The organism is Sphingobium sp. BS19, assembly GCF_027925545.1.
Taxonomy (GTDB): domain Bacteria; phylum Pseudomonadota; class Alphaproteobacteria; order Sphingomonadales; family Sphingomonadaceae; genus Sphingobium.
The window spans coordinates 17,266-40,588 of sequence record NZ_BSEF01000005.1; the positions used below are offsets into that span (position 1 = coordinate 17,266).

The following is a 23,323-nucleotide window of genomic DNA, read 5'->3' on the forward strand; positions in this document are numbered from 1 at the left end:
ACTGCCATGGCGCGAGCCAAAATGTTGCTGGTGGAAGACGACGCGGCCCTTGCCGAACTTCTGATCTGGCATTTCAAACGCGAAGATTTCGATGTCGCGCACACAGTCGACGGCGAAGAAGCGCTCATCATGGCGCAGGAGGAAACGCCTGATATCGTCCTCCTTGACTGGATGGTCGAAAGCCTGTCCGGCATCGAAGTCTGCCGCCGCCTTCGCCGCATGAACGGCACAGCCAATGTACCGATCATCATGCTCACCGCACGCGGAGAGGAAGAGGATCGCGTGCGTGGTTTGGAAACCGGTGCCGACGATTATGTAACGAAGCCCTTCTCGCCCCGCGAGCTGGTCGCGCGTGTCGGCGCGGTATTGCGTCGCGTGCGCCCTGCACTGGCGGGCGAAACCTTGTCCTTCGCGGATATCGAGATGGACACGGTCGGCCACAAAGTACGTCGCGCCGGTCAGACCGTCTCGCTTGGCCCCACGGAATTTCGGCTACTCAAGCATTTTCTGGAGCATCCGGGCTGGGTCTTCTCGCGCGAGCGATTGCTCGACAGCGTCTGGGGACAGGACAGCGATATCGAACTACGTACCGTCGACGTGCATATCCGTCGTCTCCGCAAGGCAATCAATGGCGAGAGCCATCGCGATATCATCCGCACAGTACGCTCGGCGGGCTATGCGCTGGATACCGACGGCCCCAACTGATCCGCGATTGAACCGCTAACGGAACGAATTTTCGTTTCGTGCGTCCTTATTTCATGCGCCTGCCCAAGCGGCGGGTCCAAGAGGGGCGAGGACTTCAATTGCGTACTATGTCATGGTGGGCGAAGGGCCTGCTCATTATTGGCACATTTGCGATTATATTGCTCATCGCACTGGCCGCCTTCCCTTGGGGAGTCCTGCGCGAAACCATAGAACACCGTTTATCTAAACGGTTGGGCCGACCTGCCCAAATCGCAGCAATGGAGCGTGCTGATCGCTTCTCCTTCCATCCCGAAGTTATCGCCCGTGGCATCACCATACCCCAGCCTGCATGGGCCGGAAAAGGCGGTCTCGCCCGAGTGGCGCAAGCACGGTTGCAGTTCAACGCACTCTCCCTTCTGACCGGAAAAATGTCTGTCGAGGCGTTCGATGTGGACGGCATGACGCTGACGCTCATTCGCGACAAAAACGGCCGCGAGAGCTGGAACGATGGTGACACATCGGACGGCGACGGGCAGCGCCCCCAGTTCTCGCGCCTTAAAATCGCCAATAGCCGCGTCCTGTATCGCGATGCAAAACGCGGCCGCAGCTTCGACCTGAAAGTCGAAGCCGATGTACGCCGCGGTCTCGCCATGCGGGGCACTGGGCAGTTAAAGGGCAATCCCGTCACCGTGTCCGTCGATGGCGGCCCCATTGCGGGCGATGCCGCCAGCAAGACATGGCCCTTCCGTGCGCAGATAAAGGGCCAGGCGGTCGGTGCCACCTTTGAAGGGACAATGGATCGCCCTCTCGACGTCGGCCACCTGACTGCCAGCGCCACGGCTTACGCCAACGATCTGGCGCTGCTGGATGTCATCATTGAGGCCGGGTTGCCGGGAACCCAGCCTGTGAAACTTGCCGCCAAAGTCCGCCGCGACACGCCCGACTGGAAGATCGCCAATTTGCGTGGAACGATCGGACGATCCGATATCGCAGGCAATGCGACGATCAAAAAGCGCGACGGTCGAACACGGATCGACGGCGAAGTAACCTCACGGCAATTTGATTTCGATGACCTGGCAAGCGTCGCTGGAAAGGCGCGCGGCAGGGCCATGGAAGCAAGGTTCGGTGACCGGCTTGTGCCTGCTACTGCCATCGATCTAAAGAACGTTGGCAAGACCGATGGAAAGCTACGGCTAACCGTCGGGAAATTGCTATGGCCTGGATCTTCCCCCTTTCGCAGCCTGCGTGCCACCCTGATGCTCGAGAGATCGCATCTCGTTATGGACCCGTTGGAATTGGGCCTGACGCGCGGCCGGTTCGCGGGCCGCTTGTCGATCGATCAACGTCAAGGCAAATCCATCGCGTCGTCCCCTATGTTGAATATCGCGATGAATGTGCGCGATGCCCGGCTGATAGACTTTTTCCCCCATGCGCAAATCGACGGACGACTTGAAGGAAAACTGCGCCTGGCCGGGCGTGGACGCACCATCCGTGGCGCCATTGCACGATCCAACGGCGTGGTCGCCCTCGTCGCGCGGGATGGCAAGATCCCTGCACGCACAGCGTCTCTGCTCGGTCAGGACGTAGGCCGTGGCATATTGACGGGGAAAGACGAAATGGCGTCCCTTCGCTGCATCATTGCACGGCTGGATGTGCGGAATGGGGTCATGCGTACCAATCCCGTCCTGATCGACACGACACGCGCACTTACAAAGGCGAATGGTACAATCACACTGAATGATGAACGAATGGCGCTGGCGCTTACCGGCGCACCAAAGACGCGAAGTATATTGCGGCTGGACGGATCGGTTCCAATACTGGGAACGATCAAGCAGCCCAGCATAGTGGTACCGAAGGAAACAAAGTCGGTCGGCAACGTGGTAAAAATGGTTGGCCGGGCCATCGCGGGAAAGCAGGGACCGACCGCATCGGACACCGATTGCCATGCTATGGCCGCAAATGTCTTGCGCTAAAAGTCGAGTTCCGCGCGTAGGCTCACCGTGTCTATACCGTAGTCGGCGCGTGTACCGGCCAGAATGGCTGCGTCGGCATAGTCCAGATGAGCGTAGTTCATGTTGAAGCGCAGATAGTTGATCGGAGCCCAGACAAGTGCGGCGATGTAGGCATTCTGCGTTCCGCCAACTATCGCACCGTCATTCAGATCGAGATAATCATACCGTATAGTAAGCTGTACAGCGCCAAGCCCGCCCGCCGTTACAGGGTTCTTTGGATCGGTCCGGCCGAAAATGCCGTCGGCCAGCGGTCGGCTGTCTCCTTTGGTCAGGAAATACCCCACTTCGGCATAGGCGCCGAAAAACTGCGGATCGGAAAGCCCCGACCGGACGCTGCGTAGCCAATGGCCTTCGCCTGCGAAGCTGAAACGCCCCTGGCTACCCGCCACTTCGAAACCGTAATGCCGCTCGCCCGTGGCGTTGATGGCGGGCGTCGAGAGGAAGCGGCTGTTCGAACTGTGGATATAGGGGCGCTGGCGATAACGGACCGGGGCAGCGGCCAGGCGGTTGAAATCGCGCCAATGGTACGAACCGCCAAAGTGAAGTTGCATATCGCCGACCTTCGGCATGACCACGATACGACCGTCCAGTCCGATGCTGTTGTTTTCGTCGCCTCCGGTCACACCGTCGCTGCTGTTGGTGAGCGAGTCAGCGCTGTCCGAAAAGATACCCCCCTGCACCAGCACCGCTTTGCCACGATACTGCGCCGAAAGGCCGAGGCGCCGCTCAAACGCGAAGGCATCGGTAAAAGCCGCGCGTTCCATGACCGAACCGGTAGTGTCCCCGGTTAACTCGTCTAGAGACTGGAACTCGTTCTGATTACCCAAGGTGATCAGCCATTTGCCACGCTCATAGGTTATGAAGGTGTCGACCAGATCGATGCTGTTATCGGATAATTCGGTTTCCAGCTTATACCCAAAACCACCGCCAAGAGTGCCTTCGCCGCCCAGCCGCAGGCGCCGCAGCTCGTTGGAATATCCTTTGGAAAGATCGGCCACATCCTTAGGCACCGATAGATAGCTGGCATCATACTGGATGCGCCCTTTGACCTTGAAACTCGCGCTACCCAAGCTGAACTGCGGCGACCCTTTCCACTTGATGGTAGTGGTCGGCTTGGCTGGTGCAGCCGCGACGGCGCTAACCGGCGCGGAAGTCGCCGACGGTGCAGATTGCGCCGCAACCTGCTGCTGCGTGCTGTCGAGCCGTGCTTCGAGGCGTTCGACCTGTGCCTTCAATGCCGACAGTTGCGCGCGCAGATCCGCCGCCTCCTGCGCAGTGAGCGCCTGAGCCGATGCAATGCTCGGCATTGCAACCATCACGAGCGCGGAAGCGACAGTCCAGGGTCGATAGGTCATCGGAACTCCGTGATTCCCCGCAGGGTCGCTTGTGTGATTGATCGAGCGAGCGGCAGTTATGACAATTATGTTTCAATTGCGCGGACTTTTTGTTGCTGTTTTGTGACAAAACGACGAGTCCGTATTGGCGTATTGCGATGGTAATACAGTTGGTGTAATTTATCTTTCGAATTTCAGGAGAGCGCAATGTACAGCGAGAGTGACCTACAAGCGGCTGTGGAAGCGGGCGCCATCAGCCAAGAGGCAGCCGACGCATTGCGCAGCCATGCGGCCGATAGGCGCGCCAGTCCCTTGGTGGACGAAGAACATTTTCGTTTGCTAACAGGATTTAACGACATCTTCGTGGCAATTGCCAGTGTCATTCTGCTGGTTGCGGTAGGCTGGCTCGGACAAGATATCAGCGGTGGCCTGGACTCAGGTAAACCGACGGTTCTTGCCGGGATACTTGTTACGCTGGCATCGTGGGGACTGGCCGAGTATTTTACCCGCGTGCGCCGTATGGCGCTGCCCAGCATATTACTTTTGCTCAGCTTTGCCGGCGGCTTTGCCTTCACCTTGTTTGCCGCCGCATTTCGATTGTTTCCAGATGCAGGATCGCGGATCGGCGCCCTCATCACAGCAGGCATCGCGCTGGCCACTGCCGTGGCGATCTGGGTGCATTGGCGACGGTTCATGGTGCCGATCACGGTGGCAGTGGGTGCCGCCGCAATGGCGGGCGTTGCCATTACCCTGACGCTTTCAGCGGCTCCCGACATCGGGGACACGATTTTCTGGGTCGTGATGGCGGCAGGCGTTGCAATCTTCGCTTTCGCCATGTGGTGGGACATGAGCGACCGCGCCCGCACTACGCGTCGGTCGGACGTGGCGTTCTGGCTGCATCTGGCGGCTGCCCCGATGATCGCCCACAGCCTGTTCCGCTTGCTTGGTGTGCTAAGCGGCACAGTTACGGCAGGTACGGCGGTCGCCGTTATTGGCCTGTACATCCTGTTCGGACTGGTCGCGCTGGCGATCGACCGTCGCGCCTTGCTGGTGTCGAGCCTCGCTTATGTGCTCTGGGCCTTGAGCGCTCTATTTCGGCAGGCGGGCGCAGTGGAAACATCCTTTGCGCTCACTGCATTGGTCATCGGGTCGGCCCTACTCCTGCTATCGGCATTCTGGCACAAAGCGCGCAAGCTGGTAGTCGAAGGATTGCCGCAGGACATAAGCGGTCGCCTGCCGTATCTCGACCGCGATGTCGTAACCGTCTGAATGCCACCTGCCTTCCCGCTTCCGCCGGGAAGGCAAGGCTATTCCTCGACCAACTTCATCAGTTTGCGTTCGACCGGGGCAAGCACCGGACCAAGATCCGCACCGCGCTTGAGCACAGCGCCCGCTTCCCCGATCAGCGCCCACATGCCTTGACGGTTACGGAGCGAAGGCCGCTTTTCTATCCGATATTCCGGTCGCTCCGCCGCACGGCGAAAAGCGGAAAAGACCGCCGCATCCTTCCCCATATCGATGGCATAGTCCCGCCAATGCCCAGCCGACACCATACGACCGTAAAGGTCCATGATCCGCGTCAATTCCTGTCGGTCGAACAATGTTTGCGTGGGTAATCCGCCCTGCGGGAACGGCGTGACATTACCGGGATGAAACGTGCTGCTCATCAGGCGCAGCCACGCTCCTGCACAGCATCATCCGAATCCGGCTTGCCCTTGCCCTGCTCCGCAATCAGCGCCGCCAGACGCTTTTGCAGTTGCTCGATCTCGCACTGCATCAGTTCCAGCTTTTGCGTCGCGGGATCGAAATTATCGCTGCAAGGGGTACCGTAAGGCAGAAAATCCCGTTGATAGGCGGTGACATCGACTAGCATCTGTCGTGCGGGAATGCCCACCATAGTGGCAGCCTCGGGCACATTCTTCGTAACCACCGCATTGGCGCCGATCCGCGCACGCGGCCCGACTGTAACCGGCCCAAGCACCTGCGCGCCCGATCCGATGATGGTGCCATTCCCGATGGTCGGGTGCCGCTTGCCCGCGATGCCGTTCGCCGGATCCGTGCCGCCCAGCGTCACATTCTGGTAAATGGTGACATCGTCGCCGATCTCGGCAGTTTCACCGATAACGGTAAAACCGTGATCGATGAACAGATTTTTGCCGATCTGCGCGCCGGGGTGAATGTCGTTCGCGGTGAGGAAACGCGACATATGATTGACGGCGCGCGCAAGAAAAAATAGCTCAGCTCGGTACAACCGATGTGCGATACGGTGAAACGCCAGCGACCAGACACCGGGATACAGAAGAATTTCTGCACGCGACCGGGGGGCAGGATCACGGGACTTCACCGAATCCAAATACGTAATGAGACGATTGAGCATAGAACGCCCTTCAACCTGAACCGATATACAGAATAGGCGTTCTTGTTGCGATATTCCAGATGCAGACCGTTTTTGCCTTCGCCAGACCCAAGAGAAACTTGTTTGGCGATCCGATAAAAGCAAAGCAATGCGGTAGACAATAACGGCATGAGGGGCATGAATGATCGATTCGATCCTGGCAATGGGGGCTACCCACGCGGACGCCATTTGGCCGTTCGTACTCGTCGGCTTTTTCGCGCAAATGGTGGATGGGGCCCTAGGCATGGCCTATGGCGTGATTTCCAGCACCTTGCTGCTCGCCCTTGGTGTCCCCCCTGCGGCAGCATCTGCTGGCGTCCACGCGGCTGAAACCTGCACCACCGGCGTTTCAGCGATCAGCCACATTGCCCATCGCAATGTCGATTGGAGCCTGTTTCGCCGTCTGGTCGTTCCCGGCGTGATCGGGGGCGTGCTGGGTGCCTATGTTCTTTCAAACATCGACGGCAACGTCATCAAGCCATTCATTCAAGTCTATCTTCTGTCCATTGGGGTCTATCTCATTTGGCGGTCTCGTCATGTATTGCCCCAGCACAGCAATCCGAAAATCGTAGCTCCGCTGGGTCTCGTTGGCGGGTTTCTGGATGCGAGCGGCGGCGGAGGCTGGGGTCCGGTGGTCACCTCCAACCTTCTCATTCAGGGGTCCAGCCCGCGTCACACCATTGGCACAGTGAACAGCGTCGAGTTTATTCTGACACTCAGCATCTCGATCACCTTCTTCCTCAACGTCGGTTGGGAGGCCTTCACTGTCGCGACATCTGGCCTGCTGATTGGCGGCGTGGTGGCTGCGCCTTTGGGCGCAATGTTGGCGCGGCATGTGGCTCCCAAGATATTGATGACTTCGGTTGGCATCATTCTGACGCTCACGTCGTTGTTCGGCATTGCCAAGTGGCTTGGATATATCGGCTAGAGCGATTATATTTCCCTCATCAATCGAGGGAGCCAATCATATGTCGAGCTACATGCCGACTCTGAAGCAACTGCAATATCTGGTATCGCTCAAGGAACAGGGGCATTTCGGCAAAGCCGCCGATGCCTGTTTCGTGACCCAATCGACATTATCGGCTGGCATCCGCGAACTGGAATCGCTGATCGGGGTGACACTGGTTGAGCGTACCCGGCGTGTGGTGCGATTTACGGCTTTGGGCGACCGCATCGTGGAAAAGGCACATCGCGTCCTACGCGAAGCCGAGGAACTCGCCGGTATCGCTCAGGCCGCCGGCAAGCCGCTATGCGGCGAATTGCGGATGAGCGTCATCCCCACCATTGCACCTTTTCTGCTCCCGCAACTGCTGCCGAAGCTGCGCGCTGACAAGCCCGAACTCAAACTTTATCTGCGCGAAGAGACGAGCGGCCAGGCGATCGAATCCCTTCGCCATGGCCAGGTCGATTGCGTGCTGCTCGCCTTGCCCTATGCGACCGGCGACGTGGATAGCGAGATACTGTTCGCCGATCGCCTCTTCGTAGCTTTCCCAAAGGACGATCCACGCGATCCGCCCGAGCATATCGACGCAGACATGATCGACGAAGCGCGACTGCTGTTGCTGGAAGATGGCCATTGCTTGAAGGATCACGCCCTCTCCGCCTGCAATCGCCCCGAACTACGCGCGGAAGCCACGATGATGGGCACTTCGCTCCACACGCTGGTGCAGATGGTGGATAATGGGCTGGGCCTGACCATGCTGCCGGAAATGGCGATCACCGGCGGAATATTGGAGAATACGCAGATCGTCGCGCGACCGCTCAACACCGACAATGCGCAGCGTCAGATCGCTCTCGTGTGGCGCAAGAACAGTCCGCGCGACAAGGAGTTTCGGATGCTCGCCGAGATACTGCGCGAAGCCGCTAAAGCGCCGCGCAGGCTACGAAGCAAAGTCGCCGCTTAAGGTGTCGGCGATAGCCATTCTGATGCTTTGGCGTCGTCCTCCGCTTTCGCTTCGACCCAGCTTTCGCGCCCGTCCGCGAAGCTTTCCTTTTTCCAGAACGGTGCGTGGCTCTTGAGCCAGTCGATCAGGAAGGCGCAGCTTTCCAGCGCAGCCTTCCGATGGCGCGACGCCGTTCCCACAAAAACAATGCGGTCGCCGGGCCGTAAGGTGCCAACGCGATGGACGATGCGGATACCCAACAGGGGCCAGCGCGCCATTGCGTCCGCTGCGATCCGCTCGACCTGCATCTGGGTCATGGCCGGATAGTGATCGAGATGGAGCGTAAGCAAGTCTCCCTCCCCCCGCACAATCCCGGTAAAGCTGGCCACCGCACCGCCGCCCAGTGCTTCCAGCGCCGCCAACTCGACGGCGGCGTCGAAGTCGTCGGTCCGGACGGAAGCGGTGATGCTCATCCCCCGGTTACGGGCGGGAACAGCGCCAGTTCCCGTGCATCGCCAATCACCGTGTCGAGCGGCACGAACCGCTGATCGAGCGCCGCTCGCAACCGCGTCGGCTGGCCCAAGGCTTGCGCGTAGCCACCGCCGCGCGCCGCCAGGCTTTCGATCAATGCTGCGATGCTAGTGTCCCGCGCAGGAGTGTCGATCCGCTCGCCATCGCGACCGATGCCATCGCGCACCCAGGCGAAATACAGTATATCCAAGCCCGCCACCGTCGGATCAGTCCATATGCTTCAGGCCGACGCGCAAATAATCCCAACCCGTCACCGCGGTCAGGATCGCGGCGGCCCACAGGGTTGCGATGCCGGTCCATTGAATGAAGGGATAGGTCGGCAATGCACCGGCAAGGATCAACGCGCCGAAACATATAAGCTGAAACGTCGTCTTCCATTTCGCTAATTGCGAAACCGGGACGGACACTTGCAACCCCGCCAGAAACTCGCGCAATCCAGACACGGCGATTTCGCGCAGCAGGATCACCAAAGCCGCAATGATGTGGATACCCGTGATGTCCCGCGTCGCAACCAGCATCAGGATAACTGCTGCGATCATGATCTTGTCGGCGATCGGATCGAGAAAAATACCCAGTCGGGAGACCGCGCCGTTGGCGCGCGCCAGATAACCGTCGAAATAATCGGTAATGCCCATCAGGCAATATAATGCAAAGGCGAAGGCATATCCTGCCTGCCATTGCGGCCACCACAACAGGCCGACCAGCAACGGCACGGCGAAAATGCGCGAAAGCGTCAACAGATTGGGCAGCGTTAGCATGTCACTCCGCCTGCCACAGCCGTCTCCCGGTGACAAGCGGTCGTGGCGTAACTTCAGCGCGGACCCATCATATCGCCCTTGTAACAAGGTTCGACTTATCGCAGCGAAGCAGACGAGGTTGGACAGCGGCATTGGCAGCGGCTAGACCCCGCCTCAATTAGCGCAACAGCGAGAAGTCATCGCCTTTATGCAAGCCTCGGTCAGGCTCCTTACCAAGCGGCGGTTCCTTCCGCTGTTCGTCACACAGCTTTTGGGCGCCTTTAACGACAATCTGTTCAAGAACGCGATGGTCCTGTTCGTGGTCTATTCCGTCTATAATGACGAGAAGGCCGAGACGTGGTTCAGCGCAATCGCGACCGGCATATTCATCCTTCCCTTCTTCCTATTGTCCGCCTTGTCAGGGCAGCTCGCCGATCAGCGGGATAAGGCCCGCATCATTCGCATCGTCAAAGCCGCGGAAATCGGCATCATGACTGTGGGTGCGATCGGGCTGGGGCTCGCATGGATGGGCATAACGATCCACAGCATCGCCATTCCGCTGATGCTGCTGGCTCTGTTCGCTATGGGGATTCATTCGACATTCTTCGGACCGATCAAATATGCCATCCTGCCCCAACATCTGCACGACGATGAAGTGCTGGGCGGCACCGGCCTGGTCGAAGCCGGAACCTACATCGCCATTCTTGCGGGCACCATTTTGGCCGGTCTCATTTCGGTCGAAGTCGCTGCGGCTGTCGTCATTATGACAGCAATAGTGGGCTATTTAACAGGTCGAGAAGTGCCGCCCGCGCCACCGATGGGACGCTGCGATCCAGTGGATTATCACTTCATCCGCGCATCTATCAAACTGGTGAAAGGCACGATGCACGTTCCGCGCCTGTATCTTGCGATCTTATCGATCAGCTTCTTCTGGACCATCGGATCTATCCTTTTCATTCAGTTTCCGCCGCTGGTCAAAAATGTGCTCACCGCCGACAAGGCGGTCGCCAGCCTGTTCCTTGCTATTTTCTCGATCGGCATTGCCATCGGCTCGGTCGCGATCAATCGGCTGCTCAAGGGCGATGTGTCGGCAAAATATGCACCTGCTTCCGTAATCGGAATGGGCGTTTGTTTGATGGGCTTCCATTTCGTGTGCGCCAACTGGGCCGGTGCGACCGACGGGCAGTTACTATCGCTGGCGGATTTTCTCAAACACCCTGATGCCTGGGAACTGACAGGCGCGCTGTTGGGCGTGGCGACGTTTGGCGGCATGTTCGTTGTGCCGCTCTATGCGTTTTTGACGACGACCGTTGAAAAGTGCGAAGCCGCGCGCACCATCGCCGCAAACAACATCGTGAATTCTGGCGCCATGGTGATTGGATCGTTGGTGGCAGTGGGCCTGACGATGCTGGGGTTGGCGCCCGTCAACCAGTTGCTTCTTGCTGCGGCCTTATGCCCCATCTCGGCATGGCTTGCCTGGCGGCTGCACAGTGCCTGCCGCGATGGGCAGTGCATAGTCCACTAAGTTCTACGCTATGAAGCTGTAGAAAGCGGTAAAGAACGCCGCAAAGCTCAGGCCAAACAGTTTCCAGTCCTGATCGTCGGATTTCACCGGCAGATCATGCTTGGGCATGACCAGCACATGCGGCGGAAGACTGGCCCGAAATGGATGTCGGGCAGATTCGGTAGTCAGGACAAGGGCGCGACGTTTTCTCATGATGCGGTGTTAACGCATCATTTACCTTTTAGCCCATGGTTAAAGAGGGTTAACATTCACTCGTCCCGGTCTGGCACAACCGATACGTGCCGCCTCCTAGAAGCGATCCTCAAATAGCGCGACGATTGGGTAGATATTCTCGACCTGACTGCGGTGGATATGCATTTCCACATCGTAGCGGTGCTGGAGCAAAGTGATCTGGTTGCGATCCCGCTCGATAAGCTTCGCCACCGTGACCACCTGTTTACCATCGTTCGTGTTCAGCGCGACGAAAACATCGCCCCCGATCGCAGCAGGCCTGACCTTGTCGATCAATACCATCTCACCTGCACGAAAGCGCGGCTCCATGGCGTCGCCCGGCATATACGCCGCGAAGAAACGCTCTTTATCCATCACCGCCAATTGCGGAATCTGCTGCGTCTTGCTGTCTTCAAGATTGGCAGCGTAAAATTCGAAATCCGCCGGAACGGTCATTTGCGCATCTGCAGATGCGTCCGCGAGCATACCCAAGGCAAACACTGAAATGGTCGCCGAAGGTTGCGCCATGAAGGGCTGTCGCATGTCAGCTACACGCGGCGCAACATCGTCTGGATCGGGCGTGGGAAACACGGCACGGATTTTCGCAAGCGTCGGGTCGACAAAGTGTAATTGACGGTTGGCTGAGGATAAATCCGTGTCAATGTGGACGGCGAAAGCCCCGCTTTCCGCGCGATTTCCGTAACGGACCATCCCGTTGCGCTGACGATGCGGCCTATCAGCTCCCGCGCTTTTTCCTGTTCGACATCCTGCATATCCAAAACCGGCTCTGTTTCAGCAGATGCCGTGCCCTTCCTTTCGCTTTGAGATATCGAAAATGCTATCATCGGTAAATTAGCCTCCAAAATGCACATTTCGATATGTGAAAAGTGCCATTATGTCTCAGGATGAACCATTTTATACGATTGAAAATAAGCATGTTTTTTCCGTAACGCATCACAGCATAGTTGTATCCAAAATGAATGCAAATAAAATTGCTTTTCCGCAAGTCTCCGCTCAATAAAGAACCGGCGCAATAAAAGGATCCGCTTGCGCACTTTCGACAGCCGGAGACCATGGAATGAAACATGATTTCGAGGCTTGGAAAGGCCACGAAGATCCGTTGGACTGGCCGAAATCGGAAAGCGATTCCACGGATATAGTCATTCAGCGCCTATCGCGCCTTGCGGGACCGGCGGCTCTGATTGTGGGATATCTTGCCACTTATGCGCTGTGGCGTTACTTTTTCACATGAAGTAGCGCATCGTCTGCTTTAACATTTTCATATAGCTACCCGATATTTTATAAAGGCTTGGTACCAGCCTTCATCCGCGGAGCCACGCTTACCATGACACCGCACGCAGTGCCATGCTCCGCCATGCGCCTTAACGGCTTAAACGCACAGCCAATCGCCTCCCGCTACTGCCCATCGCGCAATAGGATGTGCACAAAGGCATAGACCATGCCGTTTTTTGTACGCGCCTTAGGCCTTGGCTGGTGCCTCGATCACCCGGATATTGAGTTCACGCAGTTGCTTTAGCGCGGCGGGGCTAGGCGCACCCATCAACAAATCCTCCGCGCGCTGGTTCATCGGGAACAGTGTAACTTCACGCAAGTTCTGCGCACCCACCAGAAGCATCACAATGCGATCCACACCCGCAGCCATGCCACCATGCGGCGGTGCGCCATACTGAAACGCGCGATATAGACCGCCGAAACGGTCTTCGACATCCGCTTGCGAAAGGCCCACGAGTTCGAACGCTTTCACCATCAGTTCTGGCGACTGGTTACGAATCGACCCCGATGCAATCTCATATCCGTTGCAGACCATATCGTACTGATACGCCTTGATCGTCACCGGATCCTGCCCGTTCAACGCCTCCAGTCCCCCTTGCGGCATCGAGAACGGATTATGCGCAAATTCGATCTTCTTTTCGTCCTCGTCATATTCGTAGAACGGAAAATCAACGATCCAGCACAATTCGAAGCGATCCTTGTCGATCAGGTCGAGTTGCTCACCCACACGGATACGCGCCAGCCCGGCCAGCTTCGCCGCTTGGCTTTCCTTGCCGGCTGCAAAGAACACGCCGTCATTAGGGCCAAGGCCCAGCGCCGCGATCAACTTCGCGGTTGCTTCCTCCCCATGGTTCTTGGCGATGGGGCCGCCCGGCACGCCGTCCTTGATGTTGATATAGCCCAGCCCGGAATAGCCTTCGCCGCGCGCCCAGTTATTCATATCGTCAAAGAACTTGCGGCTGCCAGCACCTGCGCCCGGCGCCGGGATCGCGCGGATCACGTTGCCACTCTCGACCAACCCGGCGAAGATGCCGAAGCCCGACCCATGAAAATGTTCGGTCACATCGGTAATTTCGATGGGGTTGCGCAAGTCGGGCTTGTCGCTGCCATATTTCAGCATCGCTTCGGCGTGTGGAATACGCGGGAAGCTGCCCGCAGGCGTCACCGGCTTGCCCTCGGCAAATGCCTCGAACACCTGCGCGATTACAGGCTCCATCGTGTTCCACACATCTTCCTGCGTGACGAAGCTCATTTCCAGATCGAGCTGGTAGAACTCGCCCGGCAAGCGGTCGGCGCGCGGATCTTCGTCGCGGAAGCACGGCGCAATCTGGAAATAACGGTCGAACCCCGCCACCATCAGCAATTGCTTATACTGCTGCGGCGCCTGCGGCAGTGCGTAGAATTTGCCGGGATGAATGCGGCTGGGAACCAGAAAGTCGCGCGCGCCTTCGGGGCTGCTGGCGGTCAGGATCGGCGTGGAATATTCGGTAAAGCCCGCGCCTTCCATCCGGCGGCGCATGTCGGACACGATCTTCGTACGTGTCACGATGTTGGCGTGCAGCTTTTCACGACGCAGATCCAGGAAACGGTAACGCAAGCGGATATCTTCTGGATACTCCTGCTCACCTGCCACCGGCAGCGGCAATTCCTGCGCTGAGGATTGCACCGTCACGCTGTCCGCCACCACTTCGATCGCACCCGTAGCGAGGTTCGCGTTGGTAGCTTCCGCCCCGCGGCTGACAACGGCACCGTCGATCGTCACTACCGATTCGAGCCGCAGCCCCTCCAGCACCCGTAACGGCTCACTGCCCGCCCGCGCGACGATCTGCGTCAGCCCGTAATGATCGCGCAAATCGACGAACAACACACCGCCATGGTCGCGCTTGCGATGCACCCAGCCGGACAGGCGGACGGTCGCGCCCACGTCGCTTTCGCGGAGGGCAGCGCAGGTGTGGGTGCGATAAACGTGCATGGCTTCGATTTCTTTCAACGCTTTAGAGCAAACCAACGATCTAAAGTGATCGATCCAATGGAATTGGACAACAACCACTCTAGGCAAATGACAAACCCGTGGATCGGGGCTATGGCCGAATATGTCGATACCGACGCGCCCGCCAGGGAGCGGGCCAGCCCATAATAAGATCGAAGACCATATGCAAATTCATCCGCTGATAAGCGACAGTAAGACCCTCGCCGAATTTTGTGAACGCATCGCCAAATCTCCCTATATCGCCGTCGATACGGAGTTCATGCGCGAAAACAGCTATTGGCCCGACCTGTGCCTGCTGCAAGTCGCCGACCCGCATGAGGCCGCCGCGATCGACCCAAAGGCTCCCGGCCTCGACATGACCCCATTGCTCGACCTCATGGTCGACAATCAGGACGTACTGAAGATTTTCCATGCCGGCGGGCAGGATTTGGAAATCATTCACAACATGACCGGCAAGACGCCCTATCCCATGTTCGATACGCAGATAGCGGCCATGGCGTTGGGTCTGGGCGAACAGATCGGTTACGGCAATCTGGTCGATGCATGGCTCGGCATCACGCTCGACAAGGGCGCCCGCTTTACCGACTGGGCACGCCGCCCGCTCGACAAGCGGCAGATCGACTACGCCATCGGCGACGTCACCTACCTCATTCAGATTTTTCCGATGATGCTGGCGGACCTGAAAAAGACCGGGCGCGGCGGCTGGCTCGATCAGGAAATGGAGCGGATCAGCGACCCCTCCAACTATGTGAATGAGCCATCCGAATCCTGGAAGCGCGTTCGCATCGCCAGCCGCAAGGCCGACGTATTGGGTCGTCTCAAGGCGCTCGCTGCGTGGCGAGAGATCGAGGCGCAGGACAAGAACCTGCCGCGCGGCCGCATCGTCAAGGATGAGACGCTGGCCGACATCGCCTCGCATCCCCCACGCAGTCAGGACGATTTGGTCAAGGTGCGCGGACTATCTGCGGGCTGGAAGAACAACGACATCGGCACCCGCATGATGCAGGCGCTGGCCAATGCCAAGCCGCTCGACCGCGACGAGATGCCCGAACGCGATCCCAAAAAGCCGGGTCTCGGCAAAGACGGCGCGCTGGTCGCCGACCTGCTCAAGCTGCTGCTCAAGATTCGCTCGCGCGAGATCAACGTCGCTTCTCGCCTGCTGGCGCGAACGGACGATCTGGATGCACTGGCTGCGGGCGAACGCGACGGGCTCTCCATTTTGGAAGGCTGGCGCTACGAGCAATTCGGCCGCGATGCTGTCGATCTGGTTGAAGGGCGCGTTGCGTTTGCGGTGAAGAACGGTCGGCTTAAAATGACTCGCACCCTCGCCTCGGTAGAAACGCCGCCAACCGAACTGGCCACACCTCAGGCCGTCCTGTCCGAGCCCCCGACCGAAGAGCATTGAACGATGCGCAGCAAAGCTCTTCTGATCCTGATGGCATTGGCTCCGACGGCCTGCATGACCGCCCCCATGACGCCTCAGGTTGCAAGCGGCGGCACTACCTGCACCAACGAAGGCCTTGATCGCTTCATCGGCCAGAGGGCTTCCGCCGAACTCGGCGCGGAAGCCATGAAAACGTCCAGAGCCCGTACCATGCGTTGGGGTGCCCCCGGCATGGCCATGACGATGGACTATCGCGAAGACCGCCTGACAGTGAGCTACGATGAGGCGATGTTGGTCACCTCGGCGCAGTGCGGTTGAGGATAGCCTGAACCTGCTCCATATCCAATCAGCAGGTGCGCTAACCGCTTAGCAGGCGTTCTCCAAACGCTTCCATCCGTTCATCTTGTAAAACGGAAACTGCGCTGCCATTTCCCCGCCGTTCGATACTGCAAGAGGATAAATCATGACCGCCACTACCGCAGGAGCCACTGAGACCCACGCATTCGAAGCGGACGTATCGAAGCTGCTCCACATGATGGTTCATTCCGTTTATTCTGATCGGGACGTCTTCCTGCGCGAGTTGATCTCCAACGCGGCCGATGCCTGCGAGAAGCTGCGCTATGAGGGAATTGCCAACCCCTCGCTGCTGGGCGACGATCCGCAGCCGCGTATCGCGCTCATTCTGGACGCCGATCAGGGCCGCCTTATCATCGAGGACAACGGCATCGGCATGACCGCCGCCGACATGGGCGAGACGCTGGGAACCATCGCCCGCTCTGGGACCAAGGCGTTCATGGACCGGATCACGGGCGATGCGGGCAAGGAAGGGTCGCAGCTAATCGGACAATTCGGTGTCGGTTTCTACTCTGCCTTCATGGTGGCGCGCGAGGTGGAGGTCTTCTCCCGGCGCGCAGGCACGGATGAGGCCGCACGCTGGAGTTCGGACGGTCTGGGCACATACACTATCGCACCGGTGGATGTGGCCGACGCGCCCGCCCGGGGGACGCGCGTTGTCCTGCACCTTCTGGACGATGCCAAATCCTATGCCGAACGCCACACCGTCGAACGGATCGTTAAGGCGCAGTCGGGGCATGTGCCGGTGCCCATCACCTTGTTCGAAAAGCCCGATGCGGAAGGTGCATCCATCGCAGACGGCGCGGCGCTCTGGCTGAAGCCAAAGTCGGAAATCAGCGAAGAGGACTATAAAGATTTCTACCGCAGCGTGGCGGGCCAATATGACGCCCCCGCCCTGACCATTCATTATCGCGCGGAGGGACGCTATGAATATTCCGTCCTGATCTTCATCCCCGAAAACAAACCATTCGATCTGTTCGATCCGGACCGCAAGGGACATATCAAGCTCTATGTGCGCCGGGTGTTCATCACCGACGAAGCGCAAATCCTGCCCCGCTACTTGAGGTTCGTGAGAGGTCTAGTCGATTCGGCCGATCTGCCGCTCAACATGTCGCGCGAGATGATTCAGGACAGCCCCGTGCTGGCGGCGATCCAGAAAGGCGTGGCCGGCCGCGTGCTGACCGAACTGCAGAAGCTCGCCGACAGCGACGCAGACGCCTATCTCAAGCTCTGGGAGACGTTCGGCGCGGTCATCAAGGAAGGGTTGTACGAGGATTTCGAGCGGCGCGACGCCCTGCTCTCCCTTGCTCGCTTCAAGACCACCACATCGGGAGACGGCTGGCGGTCGCTCAAGGACTATGTCGCGGACATCAAGGACAATCAGACCGCCATCTATTATGCGACCGGTAGCGATCTCGACCGGCTTGCGGCGTCGCCGCAGATCGAAGGGTTCCGCGCGCGTGGCATCGAAGTCCTCCTCCTGCCCGATCAGGTCGACAATTTCTGGACGACGATGGGCGTCGATCATGAAGGCAAGCCCTTCAAGTCGGTGACGCAGGGCGCAGCGGACCTCAGTCTGATCCCCTTGGGCGACGATGCGGAAAAGCCCGTCCCGGCAGATAGCGGGGCGGTGAATGACTTCCTTGCCTTCGCCAAGACGGCATTGGAAGGCGCCGTGTCAGATGTGCGCGCATCCGAGCGGCTCACCACCAGCGCCGTGTGCCTTGTCGCGCCCGAGAGCGGCATGGACCGGCATCTTGAGAAACTGCTCGCCAGCGCTGGGCAACTGACGCAGACCGCCCTTCCCGTCCTGGAGCTCAATGCCGGTCATGCACTTATCCGCAAACTGGCGGCAATTGACGATGGAGATGTGCTCAAGGCGGACCTTGCCCATCTGCTGCTGGATCAGGCCCGCATTGCAGACGGAGAGCAGCCCCGGGATGCACAGGCCTTTGCGGAGCGGCTGGATCGACTCATGAGCCGTGCCGTCGAATAGAACTCAAGCGCCTCGCTGAGAAAATACGCAGCCTGCGCGCCCTAGCTTGCTTGACACGACATATGTCAAACTCTCTTGTCTGTCGCATTCCCAACCATGATAATGCGGTGTAAGGAACAATTGACACGTTCGAGAGTCGTAATCGAGCGTTGTCCGCATAACGCGATATAATTCGTGATAGGAGCTAGGGAATGCAGCGTATTTCTTCCAAAGGATTTGGCCGCATGTCGCTGGGCTCGGCCGTCTCGGCCCTTGCCTTGGCCGCATGTTCGGAAAAAAGCAGCACATCCGAAACGGCACAAACCGCGCCGACGGAAACCGCTGCACCCGCCGCCAATACGGCTGCACCAACTGCCGCGCCTGCAGCAGCCGGGAAACCGGATGCCAGCAATGTTGATACGCTCAGCGGAGCGAAGTTCGCTGATTTCACTGGTGACGCTGCCAAGGGCGAAAAGGACTTCGCCACCTGCAAAACCTGCCATGCTATCGAAGAGGGCGTGAACAAGATCGGGCCATCTCTCCACGGTGTCGTCGGTAGGGCCGCCGGGTCGATTGCCGGATTCAATTATACGCCCGCCAATAAGGATAGCGGTATTACCTGGAGCAAAGAAAAGCTGTTCCAGTATCTGGAAAATCCCCAGCGCGTAGTTCCGGGCACGAAGATGGCTTTCGCGGGTTTCAGCGATCCGCAAAAGCGCGCAGATGTTATTGCCTATCTGGCCGCCAATTAAGCCAGACACACCCATTTTACGGAAAGCCCGGTAGTGATGCCGGGCTTTTTTGTGTTCATCGCCGCCGACGCAGATCGGCAAGGTGAACGGGAAAAGAGAGCAGCAACGCAGCGGAAACCCAGTACCACGGCATGTCGGTCAGGGCGAAACGCACCGCCAGCAGCATCAGCACGCCCGGTCCAAGGCGCAGTATTGCGCTGGACACATCCCAGCCGCTCCGGGCCACGAGCCATATCCCCTCGATAACGATGATGAAAAGAACGATGTCGACGGCATGGCCGCTCGCAAACAGGTCTTTCACCGCGCAGCGATCATCCGAACGGCCCGTTCAGCCGCACGATCGTCATGTTGAGATAGCCCGCAAACGTCACCCAGCAAATATAAGGCACAAGCAACAACGCTGCGGCCATCGATCGCGGCCAGGTAAACAGGATCAGCGATCCAACCGACAGCCACAGCAGCATCACTTCGAACAGTGCCCAATCGGGACGATGTAGCCGGAAGAACAACAGGCTCCACAAGATATTGAGAAAGCCGTTCAACGCGAACAGGCCGATCAACTTGTCGGCTTCGTCCCGCGTACGTGTCGCATGCCATCCCGTGACCGCCGCAAGCGCAGTCAGCGAATAGATGATCGTCCAGCCAATTCCATATGCTGCATCCGGTGGCGCCCACCGGGGCATGACCAAGCTACGATACCAAGGGCCGATGTCTGTGATCGTCGCACCTAAAGCAGCCACACCAATGGCAATGGACGCGGCAATCAGGATCGGAAACAGCCAGGCGCGGATCATCGCGAAGCGGACGCCGATCCCAGCCCGAGCAAATGCCGCATATCGCTCAGGAAAATGCGCATATGCGCCATCGGCCTTTTGCGGACCAGTTCCTTGTTCATATACGCATCCCAGGTCAGTTGCTGCACATCGGGATCCTTGCAGATTTTGACGAAGCTTTCACGCCGCTTGTCACTGCTATACCAGAAATACTGCATGATCCCCAGAATCCAGAAGACCCGCCCATGTTTCCGCATGAAGGTTTTACGGGCCTGTTTCAGCGCAGCCGCACGCCCGGTGCTGAGAAAAGCGTCGATGGCTTGCGCGGCGCAACGGCCGCCGAACATCGCGTAATAAATGCCTTCGCCCGATGCCGGTGCGACGACACCGGCTGCATCGCCCGTCACCACCAGATCGCGGCCATTGTCCCAGCGTTTGAGCGGCTTGAGCGGAATTGGCGCACCTTCGCAACGGATCGTTTCGCACGCGTCCAGCCCGGTCTGCTCCCGCAACCGCGCCACCGCATCGCGCAGATCGAAGCCTTTATTCGCGCTGCCTACGCCGATGCTGGCCGTGTCACCATGCGGGAATACCCACGCATAAAAATCCGGAGACAAATGCCCCTGATAGAATATGTCGCAGCGCCCCCCATCGAAATCGGCGGCAGCGGCCAGTGCGGCTTGCGGTGCCCGTATAACTTCGTGATAGGCAAAGACACATGGATTGCGGGCAGCCCCTGCCAATTCGGCACGCGCCACGCCGGACCGCGCGCCATCTGCGCCGATGACGCTGCGCGTATGCAAGCGCAATTCGCGGCCGCCGCGCCGCTCAGTATAGATCACACTGATGCGGCCATCGGCATCGCGCTCTATCCGGTCGAATGTACCTGTGCACCTCTCTGCGCCGTTTGCAACCGCGCGACCACGCAGCCATTCGTCGAATATATCGCGATCGACCATCCCGACGAAGCCGTTGCCTACGGGCATGTCGACTGCGGTATCCGATGGAGCGATCATCCGGGCGGACGTTGCGTGGGCCACCAACAGGTGATCGGGAATATCGAAATCGCGGATCAGCCGCGGTGGGATAGCGCCGCCGCAAGGTTTGATCCGCCCTGCCTTGTCGAGCAGCGCGACACTGCGCCCTGCCCGCGCCAGATCATCTGCTGCGGTGGCGCCCGAAGGTCCGCCACCGATCACCACCACGTCATATTCGCGCATATGGGTCATGTCGCCAACTTTCCTGCAAGCTGTGTGATTGCCGGGCGCGACGGGCGCGCGACGTGGAACGCCAACCATGCAGCGCCGAGGAACAGCATCGCCTCCACTCCGAACACCATCGTGAACGCGCGCTCGGTCGATCCGCCCAAAGCGCGGGCGACATCGACGCCGACTGCGCCGGTCAATCCGCCCAGACCAAAGGCTATGGCCTGTGCAGCGCCCCACACGCCCATGCGCACGCCTTCGCGCGGGCCAGTATCTGCGCCGCCACCTGCACCCGCCAAGGCCATCATCGTGCCGATCGCAGCGACCGCAAACATTCCGTTGGCAAAGCCCAGAAACGCGACATTCGCGGCGAGCGGCCAGCCCTCGCCCGCCCGCGCCGCAATGGAGAGGCCGAGCAGCGCCATCGCCGATCCAAGGCATCCGGCGAAAATCCACAAGCGGAGCGCCGCGGGCGAACGCCCGAAATAGCTGCCGCCGACACCGACAAGGATCATACCCGCCAACACGCCACCATGCTGCACACCCGATAGCTGAGTCGATTGCCCGGGCGTCATGGCGAACAAGAGGCCCGCAAAGGGTTCCAGGATCAGATCCTGCATCGAATAGGCCAGCATCGAGAGGAAAATGAACAGCGTGAACCGGCGGGCATCGTCATCCGCCAGAATGTCTGCAATGGCAGCGCGGAAATCGGGCGTGGGTACATCGCGACGTCGCGCGACGGGTGCAGCTTCACCTTCAATGCCCCAGATCGCAATGATCGACAGCAGAAAGGCCGACAGCGCTACACCACCCGAAACCATCGCAAGGCGAGGTAGCGAGAAGGGGTCAAGGAGGCTGCCAGCGACCCCCGCCGTGATGACGATGCCGGAAATCATCATGATCCAGGTGATCGATGCCGCCGCTGCCCTTCGTTCGGGCGCAACGCGCGTGGCCAGCAGCGCCAGCAGTGAAGTCCCTGCCGCGCCGACACCCGCGCCGATCATCGAAAATGCCACGACCATCAGCAAATAACCCGACACCTGCCGACCCGCGAGCAGCGTCAGCACGTTGACCGCCAGCAGCGCGCCAAGCGCCAACATTCCCATACCGCCGATGATCCATGGCGTCCGCTGACGCCCCTTGTCGGACTTATGGCCCCATGCAGGGCGCGACAATTGGACGGCATAATGCCACGCTACAAGCCCTGCAGGCAGCGCAGCGGGCAGCGCATATTCGACCGCCATCACGCGATTGAGCAGCGATGTCGCCAACATCACGATGGCGCCAATGGCACTTTGCACCAGCCCCATGCGGACGATGCCAACCCAGCCGAGCGGAGGTGCGGGCTGCACGACCCTCACAGCCCCCATGCTCCACCCAGACCGAAAGCCGACGCCAACATGCCAAATACATACAGCGTCGTGCCGGTGGCATTATACCATGGCGTGTGCTTGAGCGGATCGCGCAGCAGGCGGATCATCAGCCCCAATTGCCCCACCAGCAACGCCGCCACGATAGCGGCAACGACCGCATGCCCCCATTGCGCCAGCAGCGCCACGACGATCACTTGCGGCACAGCCATGATGATGCAGGCCAGCCGCGCCGCCGGGTCCACTCCCATAACAGCCGGCAGCGACCGTATCCCCATGGCACGATCGCCTTCTACTGCCTTGAAATCATTGAGTGTCATGATGCCGAATGCCCCTGCACTATACAGCGTCAAAACGATGAGTACCGGCACCGAGGGCAAGGAACCCGCCATGACCGCGGCCCCCGTAAACCATGTCAGCCCTTCATAGGTGAGCGCCACCACCGCCGGTCCCCAGATGCCGCTTACCTTAAGTCGCGCAGGGGGCGCGCTATAGGCCCAGGCGCACAGGACACCCAGACATGTCGCCGCGAACACCCACGGCCCGGTCGCCCATGCCACGATCAGCGACAGCAGCGAGCCGATGATGGCGATCCGCAGACCCCAATTGCCAGCAATCCGCCCCGAAGGGATCGGCCGCTTCGGCTCATTGATCGCATCGACATGCCGGTCGAACCAGTCGTTCACCGCTTGGCTGGTCCCGCACACCAGCGGTCCTGTCAGCAAAATCCCTGCGCAAAAGAACGGCCAGCGTTCGGATATGGGCGCGCCGGAGGAGACGACGCCACACATAAACGCCCAGATCGGCGGAAACCAAGTGATAGGTTTGAGTAATTCCAGCACGTCGCGCGGAGCCGGAAGGGGTGTCGCCGAGGCGGTGGGGAGAGTCTGCGCCATATGTGCAAGCTATGCCTGAC

Annotated in this window: 25 protein-coding genes; 11 read left to right on the forward strand and 14 right to left on the reverse strand. The window is 59.3% G+C overall.

The genetic code is table 11. From position 1 onward, the window contains the following. The first annotated feature begins 6 nt into the window (after positions 1–6). Positions 7–705 carry a phosphate regulon transcriptional regulator PhoB gene (phoB, locus tag QMG56_RS06165; RefSeq protein WP_230188794.1) on the forward strand — a complete coding sequence of 233 codons (699 nt, stop codon included), beginning with the start codon at positions 7–9 and terminating at the stop codon, positions 703–705. A gap of 107 nt (positions 706–812) precedes the next feature. Next, positions 813–2,657: an AsmA family protein gene (locus tag QMG56_RS06170; RefSeq protein ID WP_281821979.1), complete on the forward strand. Its 1,845-nt coding sequence runs from the start codon at positions 813–815 to the stop codon at positions 2,655–2,657. Here the strand turns inward: QMG56_RS06170 and QMG56_RS06175 are convergent. Then, complete coding sequence (locus tag QMG56_RS06175; protein ID WP_281821715.1) at positions 2,654–4,051, reverse strand: OprO/OprP family phosphate-selective porin; 1,398 nt, start codon at positions 4,049–4,051, stop codon at positions 2,654–2,656. The genes QMG56_RS06170 and QMG56_RS06175 overlap by 4 nt on opposite strands. Positions 4,052–4,237: 186 nt before the next feature. On the opposite strand from QMG56_RS06175, the gene QMG56_RS06180 reads away from it, so the two are divergent. Next, positions 4,238–5,299, forward strand: a complete 1,062-nt coding sequence (locus QMG56_RS06180; protein WP_281821716.1) for a hypothetical protein — start codon at positions 4,238–4,240, stop codon at positions 5,297–5,299. A 38-nt stretch (positions 5,300–5,337) separates the two neighbouring features. Here the strand turns inward: QMG56_RS06180 and QMG56_RS06185 are convergent, their stop codons facing one another. Then, positions 5,338–5,697, reverse strand: a complete 360-nt coding sequence (locus tag QMG56_RS06185) for a DUF2794 domain-containing protein (RefSeq protein WP_281821717.1) — start codon at positions 5,695–5,697, stop codon at positions 5,338–5,340. Beyond that, a complete protein-coding gene (epsC, locus tag QMG56_RS06190) occupies positions 5,697–6,407 on the reverse strand; it encodes a serine O-acetyltransferase EpsC (RefSeq protein ID WP_230188790.1) in 711 nt (236 codons plus the stop codon). Before epsC ends, QMG56_RS06185 begins: the two co-directional genes overlap by 1 nt. Positions 6,408–6,567: 160 nt before the next feature. Between epsC and QMG56_RS06195 the strand changes: the two genes are divergently transcribed. Together QMG56_RS06195 and QMG56_RS06200 are read left to right on the forward strand one after the other, a co-directional pair. Next, entirely contained in the window at positions 6,568–7,353 is a 786-nt protein-coding gene (locus tag QMG56_RS06195; protein ID WP_230188789.1) for a sulfite exporter TauE/SafE family protein, read from the forward strand. Between the two features lie 40 nt (positions 7,354–7,393). Further along, positions 7,394–8,329 carry a hydrogen peroxide-inducible genes activator gene (locus QMG56_RS06200; protein ID WP_281821718.1) on the forward strand — a complete coding sequence of 312 codons (936 nt, stop codon included), beginning with the start codon at positions 7,394–7,396 and terminating at the stop codon, positions 8,327–8,329. Here the strand turns inward: QMG56_RS06200 and QMG56_RS06205 are convergent. The 3 genes from QMG56_RS06205 to pgsA are packed head-to-tail and all read right to left on the reverse strand — an operon-like array spanning position 8,326 to position 9,597. Next, complete coding sequence (locus QMG56_RS06205; RefSeq protein WP_281821719.1) at positions 8,326–8,781, reverse strand: molybdenum cofactor biosynthesis protein MoaE; 456 nt, start codon at positions 8,779–8,781, stop codon at positions 8,326–8,328. The genes QMG56_RS06200 and QMG56_RS06205 overlap by 4 nt on opposite strands. Beyond that, entirely contained in the window at positions 8,778–9,038 is a 261-nt protein-coding gene (locus QMG56_RS06210) for a MoaD/ThiS family protein (RefSeq protein ID WP_230188786.1), read from the reverse strand. The genes QMG56_RS06205 and QMG56_RS06210 overlap by 4 nt, the downstream gene beginning before the upstream one ends. 7 nt (positions 9,039–9,045) lie before the next feature. Further along, positions 9,046–9,597, reverse strand: a complete 552-nt coding sequence (gene pgsA / locus QMG56_RS06215) for a CDP-diacylglycerol--glycerol-3-phosphate 3-phosphatidyltransferase (RefSeq protein WP_281821720.1) — start codon at positions 9,595–9,597, stop codon at positions 9,046–9,048. 187 nt (positions 9,598–9,784) lie between these two features. Between pgsA and QMG56_RS06220 the strand changes: the two genes are divergently transcribed. Next, positions 9,785–11,101, forward strand: coding sequence for an MFS transporter (locus QMG56_RS06220; RefSeq protein ID WP_281821721.1), 1,317 nt, complete (start codon positions 9,785–9,787; stop codon positions 11,099–11,101). 3 nt (positions 11,102–11,104) lie between these two features. Here QMG56_RS06220 and QMG56_RS06225 read toward each other — a convergent pair whose 3' ends face one another. Both QMG56_RS06225 and QMG56_RS06230 read right to left on the reverse strand, forming a co-directional pair. Further along, the gene (locus tag QMG56_RS06225) at positions 11,105–11,293 is read right to left on the reverse strand and encodes a hypothetical protein (protein ID WP_230188783.1); all 189 of its coding nucleotides are present in this window, start codon (positions 11,291–11,293) and stop codon (positions 11,105–11,107) included. A 96-nt stretch (positions 11,294–11,389) separates the two neighbouring features. Further along, positions 11,390–11,902: a S24 family peptidase gene (locus tag QMG56_RS06230; protein WP_281821722.1), complete on the reverse strand. Its 513-nt coding sequence runs from the start codon at positions 11,900–11,902 to the stop codon at positions 11,390–11,392. Positions 11,903–12,389: 487 nt separating this feature from the next. Between QMG56_RS06230 and QMG56_RS06235 the strand changes: the two genes are divergently transcribed. Beyond that, entirely contained in the window at positions 12,390–12,563 is a 174-nt protein-coding gene (locus QMG56_RS06235; protein WP_281821723.1) for a hypothetical protein, read from the forward strand. Positions 12,564–12,791: 228 nt separating this feature from the next. On the opposite strand, the gene aspS is transcribed toward QMG56_RS06235, so the two are convergent. Then, positions 12,792–14,576: an aspartate--tRNA ligase gene (aspS, locus tag QMG56_RS06240; RefSeq protein WP_281821981.1), complete on the reverse strand. Its 1,785-nt coding sequence runs from the start codon at positions 14,574–14,576 to the stop codon at positions 12,792–12,794. Positions 14,577–14,757: 181 nt separating this feature from the next. Between aspS and rnd the strand changes: the two genes are divergently transcribed. The 4 genes from rnd (at position 14,758) to QMG56_RS06260 (ending at position 19,059) form a co-directional block, all read left to right on the forward strand. Continuing rightward, positions 14,758–15,999, forward strand: a complete 1,242-nt coding sequence (rnd, locus tag QMG56_RS06245) for a ribonuclease D (RefSeq protein ID WP_281821725.1) — start codon at positions 14,758–14,760, stop codon at positions 15,997–15,999. Between the two features lie 3 nt (positions 16,000–16,002). Further along, positions 16,003–16,296, forward strand: coding sequence for an I78 family peptidase inhibitor (locus tag QMG56_RS06250; protein WP_281821726.1), 294 nt, complete (start codon positions 16,003–16,005; stop codon positions 16,294–16,296). Positions 16,297–16,441: 145 nt separating this feature from the next. Further along, entirely contained in the window at positions 16,442–18,328 is a 1,887-nt protein-coding gene (htpG, locus tag QMG56_RS06255; RefSeq protein WP_281821727.1) for a molecular chaperone HtpG, read from the forward strand. A gap of 191 nt (positions 18,329–18,519) precedes the next feature. After that, the gene (locus QMG56_RS06260) at positions 18,520–19,059 is read left to right on the forward strand and encodes a cytochrome c family protein (RefSeq protein ID WP_281821728.1); all 540 of its coding nucleotides are present in this window, start codon (positions 18,520–18,522) and stop codon (positions 19,057–19,059) included. A 55-nt stretch (positions 19,060–19,114) separates the two neighbouring features. Here QMG56_RS06260 and QMG56_RS06265 read toward each other — a convergent pair whose 3' ends face one another. The 5 genes from QMG56_RS06265 to chlG are packed head-to-tail and all read right to left on the reverse strand — an operon-like array spanning position 19,115 to position 23,303. Continuing rightward, on the reverse strand, positions 19,115–19,360 hold the full coding sequence (locus QMG56_RS06265; RefSeq protein ID WP_281821729.1) for a hypothetical protein: 246 nt from the start codon (positions 19,358–19,360) through the stop codon (positions 19,115–19,117). A 10-nt stretch (positions 19,361–19,370) separates the two neighbouring features. Next, entirely contained in the window at positions 19,371–19,853 is a 483-nt protein-coding gene (locus QMG56_RS06270; RefSeq protein ID WP_281821730.1) for a TspO/MBR family protein, read from the reverse strand. Continuing rightward, positions 19,850–21,061, reverse strand: coding sequence for a geranylgeranyl diphosphate reductase (locus QMG56_RS06275; protein ID WP_281821731.1), 1,212 nt, complete (start codon positions 21,059–21,061; stop codon positions 19,850–19,852). The genes QMG56_RS06270 and QMG56_RS06275 overlap by 4 nt, the downstream gene beginning before the upstream one ends. Next, positions 21,058–22,407 (reverse strand): BCD family MFS transporter, encoded by a 1,350-nt coding sequence (locus QMG56_RS06280; protein ID WP_281821732.1) that lies wholly within the window; start codon positions 22,405–22,407, stop codon positions 21,058–21,060. The genes QMG56_RS06275 and QMG56_RS06280 overlap by 4 nt, the downstream gene beginning before the upstream one ends. Beyond that, positions 22,395–23,303 (reverse strand): chlorophyll synthase ChlG, encoded by a 909-nt coding sequence (chlG, locus tag QMG56_RS06285; protein WP_281821734.1) that lies wholly within the window; start codon positions 23,301–23,303, stop codon positions 22,395–22,397. Before chlG ends, QMG56_RS06280 begins: the two co-directional genes overlap by 13 nt. Positions 23,304–23,323: the final 20 nt, after the last annotated feature.